General features: G+C 70.8%; 11 protein-coding genes. 7 read left to right on the top strand and 4 right to left on the bottom strand.

Going from position 1 to position 14,665, the window contains the following annotated elements; all coding sequences use genetic code 11:
- Positions 1-66: 66 nt before the first annotated feature.
- Complete coding sequence (locus tag ACIHFD_RS37425) at positions 67-2,427, bottom strand: PQQ-dependent sugar dehydrogenase (RefSeq protein WP_397371006.1); 2,361 nt, start codon at positions 2,425-2,427, stop codon at positions 67-69.
- 334 nt (positions 2,428-2,761) lie between these two features.
- Between ACIHFD_RS37425 and ACIHFD_RS37420 the strand changes: the two genes are divergently transcribed.
- The 4 genes from ACIHFD_RS37420 to ACIHFD_RS37405 all read left to right on the top strand — a co-directional run bounded on the left by ACIHFD_RS37420 (position 2,762) and on the right by ACIHFD_RS37405 (position 8,518).
- Positions 2,762-4,312 (top strand): glycoside hydrolase family 88 protein, encoded by a 1,551-nt coding sequence (locus tag ACIHFD_RS37420; RefSeq protein WP_397371005.1) that lies wholly within the window; start codon positions 2,762-2,764, stop codon positions 4,310-4,312.
- Between the two features lie 51 nt (positions 4,313-4,363).
- A complete protein-coding gene (locus ACIHFD_RS37415) occupies positions 4,364-5,041 on the top strand; it encodes a C39 family peptidase (protein ID WP_397371004.1) in 678 nt (225 codons plus the stop codon).
- A 37-nt stretch (positions 5,042-5,078) separates the two neighbouring features.
- Positions 5,079-7,853: a BTAD domain-containing putative transcriptional regulator gene (locus ACIHFD_RS37410; protein ID WP_397371002.1), complete on the top strand. Its 2,775-nt coding sequence runs from the start codon at positions 5,079-5,081 to the stop codon at positions 7,851-7,853.
- A gap of 113 nt (positions 7,854-7,966) precedes the next feature.
- Positions 7,967-8,518, top strand: a complete 552-nt coding sequence (locus ACIHFD_RS37405; protein WP_397371001.1) for a hypothetical protein — start codon at positions 7,967-7,969, stop codon at positions 8,516-8,518.
- A 61-nt stretch (positions 8,519-8,579) separates the two neighbouring features.
- On the opposite strand, the gene ACIHFD_RS37400 is transcribed toward ACIHFD_RS37405, so the two are convergent.
- Complete coding sequence (locus ACIHFD_RS37400) at positions 8,580-9,254, bottom strand: ArsR/SmtB family transcription factor (protein ID WP_397371000.1); 675 nt, start codon at positions 9,252-9,254, stop codon at positions 8,580-8,582.
- A gap of 460 nt (positions 9,255-9,714) precedes the next feature.
- On the opposite strand from ACIHFD_RS37400, the gene ACIHFD_RS37395 reads away from it, so the two are divergent.
- Positions 9,715-10,173, top strand: a complete 459-nt coding sequence (locus ACIHFD_RS37395) for an STAS domain-containing protein (RefSeq protein WP_355210299.1) — start codon at positions 9,715-9,717, stop codon at positions 10,171-10,173.
- Between the two features lie 389 nt (positions 10,174-10,562).
- On the opposite strand, the gene ACIHFD_RS37390 is transcribed toward ACIHFD_RS37395, so the two are convergent.
- Positions 10,563-11,543: a hypothetical protein gene (locus ACIHFD_RS37390; protein ID WP_397370999.1), complete on the bottom strand. Its 981-nt coding sequence runs from the start codon at positions 11,541-11,543 to the stop codon at positions 10,563-10,565.
- A gap of 629 nt (positions 11,544-12,172) precedes the next feature.
- Between ACIHFD_RS37390 and ACIHFD_RS37385 the strand changes: the two genes are divergently transcribed.
- Together ACIHFD_RS37385 and ACIHFD_RS37380 are read left to right on the top strand one after the other, a co-directional pair.
- Positions 12,173-12,811, top strand: coding sequence for an HNH endonuclease family protein (locus ACIHFD_RS37385; protein WP_350742553.1), 639 nt, complete (start codon positions 12,173-12,175; stop codon positions 12,809-12,811).
- A gap of 461 nt (positions 12,812-13,272) precedes the next feature.
- The gene (locus ACIHFD_RS37380; protein ID WP_397370998.1) at positions 13,273-13,986 is read left to right on the top strand and encodes a TetR/AcrR family transcriptional regulator; all 714 of its coding nucleotides are present in this window, start codon (positions 13,273-13,275) and stop codon (positions 13,984-13,986) included.
- Here the strand turns inward: ACIHFD_RS37380 and ACIHFD_RS37375 are convergent.
- A complete protein-coding gene (locus ACIHFD_RS37375; RefSeq protein WP_397370997.1) occupies positions 13,940-14,488 on the bottom strand; it encodes a hypothetical protein in 549 nt (182 codons plus the stop codon). The two genes, ACIHFD_RS37380 and ACIHFD_RS37375, sit on opposite strands and share 47 nt — an antisense overlap.
- Between the last annotated feature and the right edge of the window lie 177 nt (positions 14,489-14,665).

Below are 14,665 nucleotides of genomic sequence, written 5' to 3'. Positions count from 1 at the left end.
CGGAGGCTCCGGGGGGTGGATCCGGCGACCGCGCGATGGCGCGGCCGCCGGCGATGAGGGGGGTGACTACTGGATGTTGGAGCGGCGGATGGTGTCGGCCGAGCCGTCGCCGTTGTTGTCGGAGTTGGTGGAGCCGAACCAGATGGCGTTGGCGCCGGGCACCTTCTCGACCGCGCGGAGCCTGCCGTACGTGCCGTTGAAGTACGAGTTGACCGTCGAGACGTTCTCGCCGTTCAGCACGATGCGCCACAGCCGCTGGCCGCGCAGCGCCGCCATGAACACCGTGTTGTTGACGATGGCGATGCCGCTCGGCGAGGCCTCGGAGACGCTCCAGGTGTACTTCGGGTTCGTCATGCCGGACGTGCTGCAGGTGCCCTCGCAGGTGGGCCAGCCGTAGTTCTTGCCCGGCTGGATGAGGTTGAGCTCGTCACGCGAGGAGTTGCCCAGCTCCGACTCCCACAGCCGGCCGGCCGAGTCCCAGGCCAGGCCCTGCGGGTTGCGGTGGCCGTAGCTGTAGACGCGGGTGCCGAACGGGTTGCCGGGCGCGGCGGCACCGGTCTTGGTGATGCGCAGGATCTTGCCGTTGAGCGAGTCGAGGTCGGGGGCGTTGCTCGACGACTGCGCGTCGCCGGTGGTGACGTACAGGTAGCCGTCGGGGCCGAACCTGATGCGCCCGCCGTTGTGGTACCGGTTCTTGTCGATGCCCTGGAGGATGGTGGCGTAGCCGCTGAGCGCGGTGCCGTTGAAGTTCATCTTCACGACCCGGTTGCCCTCGGAGGCGGTGTGCATGAAGAACACCTCCTGGTCGCTCGTGCCGTTCCAGGTGGGCGAGAAGTCCAGGCCCATCAGGCCGCCCTCGCCGTCGGTGGTCTGCGCGTTGGGCACGGTGCCGACCTGCGTCTTGGTGCCCGACGGGGTGATCTTGAAGACCTTGAACGTGTCGCGCTCGGTCACCAGCGCGTACGTGCCGTCGGGCGCCCAGGAGATGTCCCACGGCACGTCCCAGCCGCCGGCGATGCTGGTCGGCGTCTGCGGCACGGTGCCGCAGGTCCCGGTGGTGAACGACGCGGACGGCGCGCTCGGCGTGGAGAGCTGGTTGGCGCTGTCACGCGCGACCACGTGCACCTGGTACGTGTGCGCGCATTCGAGCGGCACACTGGCCGTCGTGGCCGGCGGGGTGCCGGTCACCGTGGCGAGCACGGCGTTGGTGGCGTTGTCACGCACGAGGTAGGCCCGCACGCCGTTGTCGTCGGTGGAGGCGCCCCAGGTCACGGTGGCGGAGGCGGACTGAACGCCGCTGACGGTGGGCTGCCCCGGCTGCGAGGGCGGATTGTCGGCGGGCGCGGGCAGCGTCTGGCAGTTCGCCTCGGGGCTGCTCAGCGACACGTTGCCGGAGGCGTCGCGGGCGAAGACCGAGAGCTGGTAGGAGAAGTTCGGGTTGAGCCCGGTCAGCCGGTACGGCGGCGCGGTCGCGGTCGCGATCTGCTGGCCCTGGTGGTAGATGTCGTAGGCCACCACGCCGATGTTGTCGGTGGACGGCGGCCAGTCCAGGGTCAGGGCGTTGTGCGTGATGTCGGAGCACGTCGGCTGGCCCGGCGAGGTCGGCTTCTCGGTGTCGCCGGGGCCGGTGACCCGCAGCCGGTCGAGGTTCGGGCCGCCGTTGTCCGTGGTGGCCGTGGCCCTGACCGTGTTGCCGCCCGCGTTGAGCGGCGCGTTCACGCTGATCTCCTGCCAGGTCGTCCAGGCGCCGGTGCCGGGGAAGGACCGGGCGGTGGCGACCGCGGTGCCGTTGACGGCGATGGTCATCGGCCGGTCGGTGGTGGTGCCGTTGGCGAAGCGGAAGGTCAGGCTCTGGGTGCCGGCGGCGGCCGCACTGACGGCGAACTCGACGTAGGAGCCGGTGACGTTGTCGTAGTTGACGAACCCGGAGCCGGTGAATCCGGCGTGGTTCGACTCGACGACGCCCTGCGAGATCGTCCCGGACTCGGCCTGGTAGTCGGTGAAGTTCGAGGACTGGACCTCGGCGTCGAGGTAGTCCCAGTTCGGGTTGCCGCCCGCGCCGGTGGCGGCGGCCCTGATCGTGTTCGTGCCCGCGGTGACCTGGGCGGTCAGCGTGATCGTGGCCCAGGTGGTCCAGGCGCCGGTGGCGGGGAAGGACCGGGCGGCGGCGACGGTCGTGCCGTTGACCGCGATGTCGCTGGGGCGGTCGGCGCCGGTGCCGTTGGCGTAGCGGAAGGCCAGCGTGGCCGTGCCCGCGGCGGGTGCGTTGATCGTCCATTGTGTGTAAGAGCCGGCGACGTTGTCCCCGTTGACGAAACCGGTGCCGGAGTAGCCGGCGTGGTTCGACTCGACGACGCCTTGGGAGATCGTCGCGTTCTCGGCTTCGTACCGGGTGGGCGCCGCGTCCGCCGGGAGGGCCGTGGCCATTCCCAGGGCGAGTAAGCAGGCGATGACGCAGGCCCGGGACTTGCTGAAGTTCATCGGGCGCTCCTGGCTGAGAGTGATGCCTGGTGTAAGAGAGGGGAGCTTTCCAAACGTTTGCCATAAACCGTCAGCCTCGTCAATAGTTGGAACGGTCCATTGCTTAGGAAAGTTTCCTAACTTTGTCGCATCGATACATCGGATGACATTGACCGGTAGACAGGGCACCACGCCGGGATGTATCCCTGAAGTGCGCAAGGAGATCGGAGCCATGGGCCTCCGATCGTGCAGGACCGCACCGGCGGCACGGCATCACAGCTCGTCAGACCCGGAGTGATACATGGGACGTCTTCGCGCAATCACCGCCACGGCACTCGGCGGCCTGTTATTTCTGCAACCGGTTGCCGTCAGCTCGGCCGCGGCGGCCACCCTCTACGAGGCCGAGAACGGGACGATCTCGCAGGGGGTCGTGGAGTCGAACCACGCCGGGTTCACCGGCTCGGGGTTCGTCAACCTCGACAACGTCACCGGCTCCTCCGTCGAATGGACCATCCAGGCGGCGGACCCCGGCCCGGTCACGCTCGCCCTCCGCTACGCCAACGGGACGGCCGCCGACCGCCCGATGACCGTCACCGCCGGTGGCACCGGCACCACCCTGTCCTTCCCCGGCACCGGCTCCTGGACCACCTGGCGGACCGTCACCGTACAGGTCACGCTGACAGCCGGCGCGAACGCGGTCAAGGCCACGGCCACCACGTCCAACGGCGGCCCGAACCTCGACTCGCTGAGCGTGGACCCCTCCTCGACGGGCACCGACTGGTCCCGGGCGATGGTCGACTCGACGATGGCCCGCTTCTCCCCCGGCACGCTCGGCGGCTGGAGCTACCCGCAGGGCCTCTACCTCTGGGGCCAGTACCTCGTCTACCAGCGCACGGGCGAGCCCCGCTACCTGCAGTACATCAAGGACTGGGCCGACCGGTTCGTGGACTCCTCCGGTGGCATCTCCCAGACCTTCGGCAACCTCGACAGCATGCAGGCCGGCAACGTCCTGCTCGCCCTCTACCGGGAGACCGGGCAGGCCCGCTACCGCACGGCCGCGGCCAAGATCAGGACCCGGCTGAACACGTACCCGCGTACCTCCGACGGCGGCTGGTGGCACTCCACCTCCACCTCCCGCGAGGGCCAGCTCTGGGGTGACGGCGTCTACATGGCCGACCCGTTCCTCGCCCGGTACGGCGCCTGGGTGGCGGCCGACTCCTTCACCAGCGCCGAGCCGGCCAAGCAGCTCGAGATCTACTGGAGCCACCTGCGCCGCACGTCGGGCCAGGCCGCCGGGCTGCTGTACCACGCCTACGACGAGCCGGGCGGCCCCACCGCGTCCTGGGTCAAACCCTCCCTGGGCAACACGAACGGGATCTCCTGGTGCCGGGCGATGGGCTGGTTCGGGATGGCCGTGACCGACATCCTCGAGCTGATCCCGGCCGACCATCCGCGCCGGGCGGCGCTCATCGGCATCCTGCGCGAGCTCGTGCCCGCGTACGCCCGCTGGCAGGACCCGGCCACGGGCCGCTGGTGGCAGGTGGTCACCGAGCCGTCGAACCCGTCGAACTGGACGGAGACGTCGTGCTCGGCGATGTACACGTACACGATCTCGCGGGCGGTCGAGCGCGGGTACGTGGACGCCTCCTACCGCGCGAACGCCGAACGCGGCTACCAGGGAGTGCTCGCCCAGGTGTCGCTCGGCTCCGACGGGCGGACCAACCTCGTGGGCGTCAGCGAGGGCACCAACGCCAGCGACTCGCTCGCCTACTACTTCGGGCGCGGCCGGCCGGTCAACGACTTCCACGGGCTGGGGGCGTTCCTCATCATGAACGAACAACTGAGCCGCTGAAGTGTGTATTTTGGTCACTTCCGTATCGCCTGCAACACGGAGAGAGACCGCGTGCGTTCCGCAAGACTCGTCCTCGGCGCCGCCCTCGCCGCCTGTGTCCTGCCCGTCGCCACCCCACCCGCGGCGGCCGCGCCGCTCGTCGCCGGGTCCGCGCTGCCCCCGGTCAGGGTGCAGCTCGCGGTGCCCGCCGCGGTCTCGGTGGGGATCAAGGGGCAGGCGCAGCGGACCAGCTACTACTGCGCCCCGGCGTCCAGCGCGATCGTGCTGCGCGCGTTCGGCGTCAAGCGCGGTCAGGACCAGCTGGCCGAGGAGATGAAGACGAGCGCCGAGGCCCGCTCGACCAAGCGGGAGAACACGCTGGCCGTGCTCAACGCGTACGTCAGGCCGGAGGGCTACCAGTTCCGGCTCACGTACGCGAAGGACGACCCCGCCGCGCTGATGGCGCAGGTCTCCCGGGCGGTCGGCGTGCTCGGGAAGCCCACGATCGTGGCGGTCCTCGGCAACCGGCTGCCCTGGAGCAGGAAGAAGCGCGACTTCGGCCACGCCATCGTCGCCTACGGCTACGACACCGCGAAGGGCACGATCACCGTCTGGGACCCGAACGCGCGCCGGGGCGCCACCGGCACCCACGTGATCCCCGCCAAGGACCTGGCCGCCGTCGTCTTCGACATCCCCGCCAGGGGGATCGGCGGGGTGTTCGAGCTGTCCAAGCCGCTCCCGCCGCGGTGACGGCCCGCGGTGACGGCCGCGCCCTAGGATGAGTCCCGTGGGGGTCGAGTTCGGGATCCTGGGCGAGGTCAGCGCGTGGGCGGACGGCCGGCCGATCAACCTCGGGCCCGCGCGGCAACGCTGCGTGCTGGCGGCCCTCCTCGTCGACGCCAACCATCCCGTCTCCCTCGACCAGCTGACCGACCGCGTCTGGGGCGACGCCCCGCCGCAACGGGCCGCGGGCACGCTGCACAGCTACCTGTCCCGCCTGCGTTCCATCCTGTCCCCCTCCGACGGCATCCACCGCAGCGCCGCCGGCTACCTCCTGCGGGTGCGGGAAGAGGCGGTGGACCTCCACCGCTTCCGCGCGCTGCTGGCCCGGGCGCGGGCGAGCGACGACCGGGAGGCCGCCCGGCTGTACGGGGTCGCGCTGGGCCTGTGGCGCGGGGAGCCGTTCGCCGACCTGGACACCCCGTGGCTGGCGGCCCTGCGCCACACGCTCCAGACCGAACGCCTGTCCGCCCGGCTCGACCACCACGACGTCCAGCTCCGGCTGGGCCGGCACGCCGAGCTGCTGCCCGAGCTGGCCGTACTGGCCGATCGCCACCCGCTCGACGAGCGCCTCGTCGGGCAGCTCATCCTCGCCCTCTACCGCAACGGCCGCCAGGCCGAGGCGCTCGACCGCTACGAGCGGACCCGCCGCCGGCTGGCCGACGAGCTGGGCGCTGATCCCGGCCCCGACCTGCGGCGGCTGCACCTGCGGATGCTCACCGCCGAGACCACGCTCACCCCGCGCCCCGTACCGGTGCCCCGCCAGCTCCCGCCGCCGCCGTCGTTCGCGGGGCGCTCGCGCGAGCTGGCCGCCCTCGACCGGATCATGGCCGCGTCCGGGAACACGGTGGTGATCTCCGCCATCGGCGGCACGGGCGGCGTCGGCAAGACCTGGCTCGCCCTGCACTGGGCGCACGGCAACCGGCCCCGCTTCCCCGACGGCCAGCTGTACGTGAACCTGCGCGGCTTCGACCCCTCCGACGCGCCCATGCCGCCCGAGACGGCGGTGCGCGGCTTCCTCGACGCCCTGGGCGTGGACGCCGCCGCGGTGCCCGTCGGCCTGGAGGCGCAGGCCGCGCTCTACCGCAGCCTGGTGGCGGGCAAGCGGATGCTGATCGTGCTCGACAACGTCCGCGACACCGACCAGGTGACCCCGCTGCTGCCCGGCAGCCCGTCCTGCGCGGTGCTGGTCACCAGCCGCCGTCAGCTGCCCGGCCTCATCACCGGCCACGGCGCCCGGCCCATCCCGCTCGACGCCTTCGACCCGGAGGAGGCCCGCCAGGCGATCACCGGCCTGCTGGGTGAGGAGCGGGTGCGGGCCGAGCCGGACGCGGTGGCCGACCTGCTCGACCGCTGCGGCGGGCTGCCGCTGGCGCTGGGCATCGTCGCGGCCCGCGCCCGCATGCATCCCGGCTTCCCGCTGGCCGTGCTCGCCGGGCAGCTGCGCGAGGACTCCTCCCGGCTCGACCTCCTGGACGCCGGGGAGCAGACGGCCAGCCTCCGCGCGGTCTTCTCCTGGTCCTACCGGGCGCTCACACCGTCGGCCGCGCGCCTGTTCAGGCTGCTGGGGAGCGCGTTCGGCCCGGATCTCGGCGGCGCGGCGGCGGCCAGCCTGGCCGGGCTCACGGGTGGTGAGGTGCGGGCGCTGCTCGGGGAGCTCGTACGGGCGCACCTCGTCACCGAGAACGTCGCCGACCGGTTCACCATGCACGACCTCCTACGCGCCTACGCCGCCGAACAGGACCTCCCCACCTCCCCCGCCGACCCCGCCATCTACGGCCCCAGCTCCTCCTCCTCCGATCAGCGTCGGGCCGCGACGTGCCGCCTGCTCGACCACTACCTGCACACGGCCCACGCCGCGGCCCTGATCATCAACCGCAGCCGGCAGCCGCTGGCCCTGGACGAGCCCCAGCCGGGGACGTCCCCGGAGAACCCGGCGGACCACGACCAGGCGATGGAGTGGTTCGCCATCGAGCACCCCACGCTCATGGCCGCCGTCCGGCACGCCGCCGACACCGGCCTCGGCACCCGCGCGTGGCAGATCGGCTGGACGCTCAGCGACTACCTGGACCGCCAGGGGCGCTGGCTCGACCTGCTCGCCGCCCACAGCGCCGCGCTCGCCGTCGCCCGGCGGCAGGCGGACCGGTTCGGCGAGGCCCAGTCCCACGCCGGGGCGAGCCGCGCCCTCATCCGGCTCGGCCGGCTCGACGACGCGCGGGCCTACCTGGAGCGGGCGATCGCCCTGTTCACCGAGCTGGGCGACCGTGACGGCCGAACCCGTGCGCATCTGGGCCTCGGCTTCATCCACCAGAAGCAGGACCGGCCCCGCGCCGCCCTCGAACAGTTCCATCAGGCCCTCGCGCTCCACCGCGAGGCGGGCAACGAGGCGGGCGCGGCCTTGTTCCTCAACTCGATCGGCTACCAGCTCGTCCTGCTCGGCGAGTACGAGGAGGCCATCCCGTACTGCCAGGAGGCCCTGGACCTGCACGCGAAGCTGAGTTACCGGCACGGCCAGGCCAGCGCGGGCGACAGCCTCGCCTACGCCTACCACCACCTCGGCCGCTTCGCCGAGGCCGCTGAGCTCTACCGGCGTTCCATCGGCCTGTTCCAGGAGGTCGGCGACCGCTGGCACGAGGCCGACACCACGGTCCACCTCGGCGAGATGTACGACACCGCCGGCGACCGCGCCGCCGCCCTCGACACGTTCCGCCGCGCGCTGGAGCTGCTGGAGCAGCTCAACCACCCGGACGCCGACCGCCTGCGCGCACGGCTGGCCGAGTAACCCTTAGACGTTACTCGAAATGGAAAAGGCGGTTACACAGCGCGCTGTTAGCTTGGCCGGGCATCGCCATCCATACGGAGGGAAACAGCTTCATGGCTCTATCGTTCGGCCGCATGACCCGCCCTGTCGGCCTCGGGCTCGCCGTGGCACTCGGCGCCACGCTGTCCTTCGGGATCGCCACGCAGGCGTCCGCCACGACGGCGTCGTCGGCGCAGAGCGTCGCCGAGCAGCGGGTGAAGGTCTACGAGCTGGTGACGAAGGACGGCGGCTTCTTCTACACCAGCAACGAGGCGGAGAAGGAAAGCGCGATCACCAAGCACGGCTGGTCGCTGACCCAGACCCCGATGTACTACATCTCGCGCGCCCCCTTCGCCCGCGGCAAGCCGCTCTACCGGCTGCGCTGGGAGAGCAAGGCCTCCTACATCGTCACCGGCTCCGTCACGGAGCGGGAGTCGCTCGTGAACTCGGGCAAGTTCCGCTACGAGGGCATCCTCGGGTACGCGCCCGCCGCGGCCTCCGCCGGTGAGACGGTGAAGATCTTCCGCCTGTCGAACAACAACAAGTGGCGCCTCGCCATCGAATCGCACACCCAGAAGATCCTGGCCAACGAGCCGGGCTGGACGCTCGACGGCCCGCTGTTCAACCAGTTCACCAAGGCCGGCTGAGCAGCAGTTCGCTGAACGGGGGCGCGCCGGATCACGAGCGCCCTCGTTCCCCTTGGGGGATTCAGCGGAGGCACAGCTCCAGGAGCGCCCCCGCCCGGGGTGTGCGGTCGATCCACACCTCGCGGCCCCGGCGCTCACGGGCGATGAGCCGCGCCGCGACCAGCCGGTCACAGTGGAACGTCAGGCTGCTGGGCGGGATGTTCATGCCGCCGGCCAGCGTGGTCATGGTCATGGGCCGGTCGAGCGTGCGCAGCAGCTCCGCCCGTACGGGTCCCACCAGCTCCGAGAGGTCGTCGCCGTCCGTACGCCACAGCCTCCCGGCCGCGGGAACCGGATACGCGACCCACACGGTCTCCGGGTCGTCCAGCCCGACGATCAGCGCGTCCTTGCCCGCCAGCATCGGCACGAGCACCAGCGACCGGTCCCCCAGCTCGTGGACACCGGCCGCGACCCCCTCGATGACCAGGCCGTTCTCGTCGCGGACGAGCCGCCCGGCGAGCGAGCCGAGCAGCGCGTCCGCGCCGCCGCGCACGCTCGCGACGCCCACCCGCGCGATCTCCCTGTCAAGGAGCGGGCGCGCCCTGCTCCACAGCGGCTCGGCGACGGCCCACACGTCGGCGAGCGCGCCCGCGTACCCGCGCAGCCAGCGGTCTGGCCGGTCGGCGGCGGCCCGCCAGTGCGCGGGCAGCGGCCCGAACGCCTGCTCCAGATCCTTGAGCAGGAGGTCGGGCGGCATGTCATGCAAGCGATCGATCTGCTCCTGGACGGATACGTCACCGACGGGGACACACGGCACGACGCTGTCCGGCACCACCGCATGGCCGGGTGCGCCCAGCGGCCGCACCGCTTCCTTCGACCGCCAGCCGGACCGTGCCTGAACCGCCCTTCGCCAAGACTGGGGCAGACCGCGATAACGGCCCGCGAGCGCATCCGTGATCATGGCGAGCACGGTCAAACTCGGGGAGAGCGACACCGAAATTCGCGGCGTCGCGGATATTCGTATTTCCGTCCGTTCCCGCGCGCTGAATATGTCCGACCGCCAATCACTCGTCCCGTACGTTCCACTGTGCCGGGCCGGTCTTGCACGGATCGTGTGGGTTCCATGAATCCCCTGCTCACCTCGGGCGTGCCGGGCGCGAGGCCCCGGCCGGAAAGAAGTAAGTGCTGATGTCTAGGCGAAAGGCGGGCGCCCGGATATGGTGCGATACGGGCAAGCCATAACAGTGCATCGTCTCCGGACTCCGATCGGTGGGCACCGCATGCCGGATCTGACGTTCGCCATTCAGAGATTGCCGGGCGTGAGCGTGATCTCGGTGGCCGGTGAGGTCGACGTCGCGACCGCCGGCCAGCTCGATCGTCATATCCGCGGCAGCAGGCGGCAGCCCGGCGAGCACGTGGTGATCGATCTCAGCGAAGCGCAGTTCCTGGGCAGCGCGGGCCTGCGCGTCCTGCTCAACACCCACGCCTTCGCCCGCCAGCACGGCGGCAGCCTGCACCTGGCCGCCCCCGATCCGAAGCTGGCCCGGATCATGGAACTCACGTGGGCGCACACCGTCCTGCACGTGCACACCACGGTGGAAGAGGCCGTCCTCGCCGCCCTGGGCGGCACGACCCACGAATCACTCGGCCCCGTCGACGCCGGCGACCCTTGTTGAGCTGCGCGCTTCTCTCATCGGAGGGAGCCGCTCACCGGGCGTCGGCCCGCACGGTGGTCTGAGGGAGCCCACTCACCGAGCATCGACCTCGAACCCACAGCCCCCGGCCACCGCGCCGCTCCGAACCCACAACCGCCAGTCGCCGCACCGTCGGTCAACTGACCGCGCAGGCGGGGCAGCGATGTTCCAGAGCGACGCGCCAGTGGACCCACGGCCCACAGCCCACGGCTCAGGAAGGCATCAGCCCATCCGGTCCGGAGGGCGTCCGCGTGGAAGCGCACGTGTCAGGTGCGGCGCGTACCAACCGGGCGGACCCTGGCCGGTGTGCGCAACCAAGCGCGCGGGCCGCGAGCACGCCCACCGCGCCGTCCCCGGCCCTCCCTCCGCGGTCAGTTGACCGACGGCGCGGCGAGCGGCACCCGCCCCTCGTACGGGTCGATGCGGTTGAGCGCGCCCCTGGCGATGTCCGCCACATCGGAGTCCTCGAACTCCTCGGTCAGCGGAATGCCCAGGCGCTCGAACAGCTGACGCGTCTCGTCCACGGTCGGCCGGGCGCTCAGCTGCGGCGCCTTCGCCACATCCAGCAGTTTGGTCTGGTCGAGGCTGTTGTGCAGCTCGATGGACCACGGGTTGTAATGCGGGCTGTTCTGCGGAATGGCGAGGCCGGGAAACTCGGGACCGCGCTGGGTGATCACCAGATTGTGCTTGGTGAGGTCACAGCGGAACAGCGAGATCGTCCGGGACAGGCCGATCCGCAACTCCAGCACCTGGCTGTTGTGCTGCCGATACCAGCAGGCGGCCAGGATCGTCGAATAGACGTCCTTGCGCGTGCCCAGAGACGTCCACCCTTTCTCCTCGGCGCCGTCGTCGGCGAGACTGAGGTGCAGCTGGGTGTACTCCGCGCACAGAGGTTCGTCCGTCGGATCGATTAATTCCAGCAGGAAACGCAGTTTGCTGCGCTTCCTCTTGGCCCGCTCAACGCATTCGGGCAGCGTCACCGCCCGGATAAACGTGCCCGTGCCCCCTTTGAACAGCCACATATCGCTGCCCGCCCGCGCCTCCTCAAGAAGCCGGGTGATGGCCGCCCCGTTGAGCGACTTGACCGAATCGCCGCTGGCCAGCAATCGCCACATTCCGTCGGTCGTACGCGCGACAGTATCAAGCTGGTCGGCCACCCGGGCCTGCCTGTTCCTGTCCCTGATCCAGACGAACGCGAGCAGGGCCAGCACCGGCAGAATCAGCTGGTCCGATTGTCCGTCTTTGAGTACATCGAGCAGATCGAGCACACTGACGGCAGCGGCGACGAGCAGCACGATGCCGAGATCCACGTTGGAGACTGCGGCACGGAGCCGCGCCTTGACGTTCGCCATGTCTGTCGTTTAGCGATCCGGACGCTCCCCGTCAAGCCTTGATCACACTACGGGTACGCCTACGGCGACCTGGGGCTTCCGATTACGCCCGCGCCATTCTCCATCACCACCCAAATCGACTCTTCGACACAAGGTTTCCCCATGCGGCAACCCACCCTGAATCCCGGCCGAGCGAATTACCGGAATATTCGCTCAGCCGGAGCCCGTTTCGACGGCCACTTTCTGGCCTTCGACGACATGTCAACCAGCACAGCGGCGACGTGGCGCAGTCACCGAGCCCTCAGGGCGAGGCGACGAGGACGCGAGCCGATCCGTCCGGATCCCGACTCCGCGCCCCGTCGCGCACGGCCTTCGACAGAGGTCCGGCGTACTCGCAACGAGAGGACGCCGACGGTCGCGGTTCCAGGTACGCAATGACAGGGCGATGAACGCCGCTCCAACATTGACAGGCGGACTTGTGGCTGCATGACCGTTCATGTCAGTAGTCGCCCGACGCCTCCATGCGAGCTCAGCAAACCTGGCCATATATGGACTAATGCGGACAATGACACGGTCGAGGTGCCCGCCCTCCTCGCCCCTGACCGGCACCTGTGGCCGGCCGAGGACGGCGGCAGAAGGGCCCACCCCTCATGCACCGCGACCGCGTGTTACCCGCCGCCCTGACCATTGCCTGCGCCGCCACTCTCACCCTCACCGCCACCGCCCAACCCGCCGCCGCGATCCCCCCGAACATCCCCTCCGCCGGCACCGCCGCCGCCCGCCTCGCCGAGCTCACGGTGGCGGCCGAATCTCACAGCAGCACGTACGACCGCGACCTGTTCCCGCACTGGATCACGATCAGCGGCTCCTGCAACACCCGCGAGGAAGTGCTCAAGCGCGACGGCACCAACGTCGTGACCAACTCCTCCTGCGCCGCCACCTCCGGCTCCTGGTACAGCCCGTACGACGGCGCGACCTGGACCGCCGCCTCCGACGTGGACATCGACCACATGGTCCCGCTCGCCGAAGCCTGGGCCTCGGGCGCCTGGGCGTGGACCACCTCCCGCCGCCAGCAGTTCGCCAACGACCTGGGCGGGCCCCAGCTGTGGGCCGTCACGGACAACGTCAACCAGTCCAAGTCGGACCAGGACCCGGCGGAGTGGCAGCCGCCCCGCACCGCCGAACGCTGCCGGTACGCCCGCGCCTGGATCCAGGTGAAGTGGTACTGGGGGCTGAGCACCGACAGCACGGAGAAGGCGGCACTGGGCAGCATGCTCACCTCCTGCTGACCCCCATCCCCGTTGCCCGAGCCCTCCGCCTCACGGACCTCTCTCGTGCCCGCCCTTGTGACTGGCACGCGGGAGGTCCGTCGTCGGCGACCGGGGGCGATGGGCTCGCGTGATTCGGGACAAATGGCTCGGGAAGCAATGAGCCGGGAGCCAGCGACCCGGGCAGCGGGCAGGCGCTCAGGTGGACGGGCGCTCGGGTGGGGGCGGGCGCTCGAGTGGGGCGGTGGCGCGGGAGTGGGATGGGCGGGCGCGGAGTAGGCGGGCGCGAGATGGGCGGCTGTCGGGGTGGGCACCATGGGCGTGGGCACCATGGGCGTGGGCACCATGGGCGTGGGCACCATGGGCGTGAGCACCGTGCGGCCGATGGTCGCGCGAGCGGGTGACCGTGCGAGCCGATGACCGCGCAGGCCGGTGACCGTGCGAGCCGGTGAGCGCGCAGGCGGGGCGGTAGGTTGGGGGGCATGCCGCGTGACACCCTGACCCGGGACCAGATCGTCCGGGCCGCCGTCTCGGTGCTGGACGCCGAGGGTGTGGACGGGCTGAACATGCGGCGTCTGGGCACCCAGCTAGGCGCGGCGGCCACGGCCATGTACTGGCACGTCAAGAGCAAGGACGAGCTGGTCGTGCTGGCCGCCGACCACGTGTGGGACGAGATCGAGCTGCCCGACCCCGACGAGGTCGGCTGGCGGGCGGCCGCGGCGGCGCTGGCCGCCGGTGCGCACGGCATGCTGGGCCGGCACTTCTGGATGCTCCCGGCCATGAGCACCCACCTCCTCCACGGCCCCAACAAGGCCCGCTACGACGACCGCTGCCTGGCCGTCTACGAGGCCGCCGGGTTCAGCGGGCCGGACGTGGACCAGGCGGCGGCGACCGTGCTCATGTTCGTCATCGGCGCCGCGCAGGGCGAGGCGGCCGAGCTGGCGTGGCGGGCCCGACTCCGCAGGGCGGGGGCGGACGAGGAGCAGCAGCTGCGCGCCACCGTCGCGCGCATCAGCGAGATCGCCGAGCAGTTCCCCCGGTTGCGGGCCCGTGCCACGCCGTCGGTGGAGGCCGCCCCTTCCCTGCCGGACGAGGACTCGTTCGAGTTCGGGCTGCGTACGATCCTCGACGGGCTGGACGCGCGGCTGGCTAATGGAAGTACGCGCTCGCGGCCGGAGTCGCCAGCAGGACGATGACGGCCGCCGAACCCGCGGCCGTCAGCACGAACCGGAGCACGATCAGCGGTCGCAGGATCGCGGGGAACGCCTCCTGCGCCGCGCGCACCACCGCTCTCCCGTCGAGCTCCCGCACGCCCGGCTCCTTGGACTTCTTGAAGGCCGCCTCGACGTAGCGGGCCGCGAAGACCTGACTGCCGGTGACGAACGCGCCCGCGGTCATGAGGAGCGCGGCGGCGATCCACGACAGGACCCGGCCCACCCCGCTGCCCGCGAGGCCGAGTGAGGCCAGCGTCGCCAGGGCGGCGCAGATGGCGAGGGGGAACAGCAGCTCCACGACGCTCTCGGCGAACTTGATCCCGTGCCGGGCGAGCACCCCCGCAGGCAGGCCCTGCCGGGTCACGACCGCCTCGGCCGCGCGCTGGGCCCGCTCCCCGTGCGTGTGGACGAGGACGGGCAGGACGAGGAACAGCACCGCGAGCGCGTACTGCAGCGTGGACGCGATGACGACGGAAACCGGCATGGGACCCTCCCGGGACGACGACTTGCACAATGTTCAAGTCCGACGATAGGAAGGACTTGAACATTGTGCAAGTCACGAGAGAGTCAGCGGTAGGCGGTGGCCTGGAGGGTGTAGAGGTCGGCGTAGAGGCCGTTGAGGGACATCAGGGTGTGGTGGTCGCCCTGTTCGGTGATCTTG

The sequence above is a fragment of the Nonomuraea sp. NPDC051941 genome, assembly GCF_044593615.1.
This window is presented reverse-complemented; position numbering and strand designations above follow the sequence as displayed.

What these genes read in the sequence shown, in the direction of transcription:
- ACIHFD_RS37425 (WP_397371006.1), bottom strand. Translation starts at nt 2,427, where the DNA reads ATGGCCACGGCCCTCCCGGCGGACGCGGCGCCCACCCGGTACGAAGCC.
- ACIHFD_RS37420 (WP_397371005.1), top strand. Translation starts at nt 2,762, where the DNA reads ATGGGACGTCTTCGCGCAATCACCGCCACGGCACTCGGCGGCCTGTTA.
- ACIHFD_RS37405 (WP_397371001.1), top strand. Translation starts at nt 7,967, where the DNA reads ATGACCCGCCCTGTCGGCCTCGGGCTCGCCGTGGCACTCGGCGCCACG.
- ACIHFD_RS37400 (WP_397371000.1), bottom strand. Translation starts at nt 9,254, where the DNA reads ATGCCGCCCGACCTCCTGCTCAAGGATCTGGAGCAGGCGTTCGGGCCG.
- ACIHFD_RS37395 (WP_355210299.1), top strand. Translation starts at nt 9,715, where the DNA reads ATGGTGCGATACGGGCAAGCCATAACAGTGCATCGTCTCCGGACTCCG.
- ACIHFD_RS37390 (WP_397370999.1), bottom strand. Translation starts at nt 11,543, where the DNA reads ATGGCGAACGTCAAGGCGCGGCTCCGTGCCGCAGTCTCCAACGTGGAT.
- ACIHFD_RS37385 (WP_350742553.1), top strand. Translation starts at nt 12,173, where the DNA reads ATGCACCGCGACCGCGTGTTACCCGCCGCCCTGACCATTGCCTGCGCC.
- ACIHFD_RS37380 (WP_397370998.1), top strand. Translation starts at nt 13,273, where the DNA reads ATGCCGCGTGACACCCTGACCCGGGACCAGATCGTCCGGGCCGCCGTC.
- ACIHFD_RS37375 (WP_397370997.1), bottom strand. Translation starts at nt 14,488, where the DNA reads ATGCCGGTTTCCGTCGTCATCGCGTCCACGCTGCAGTACGCGCTCGCG.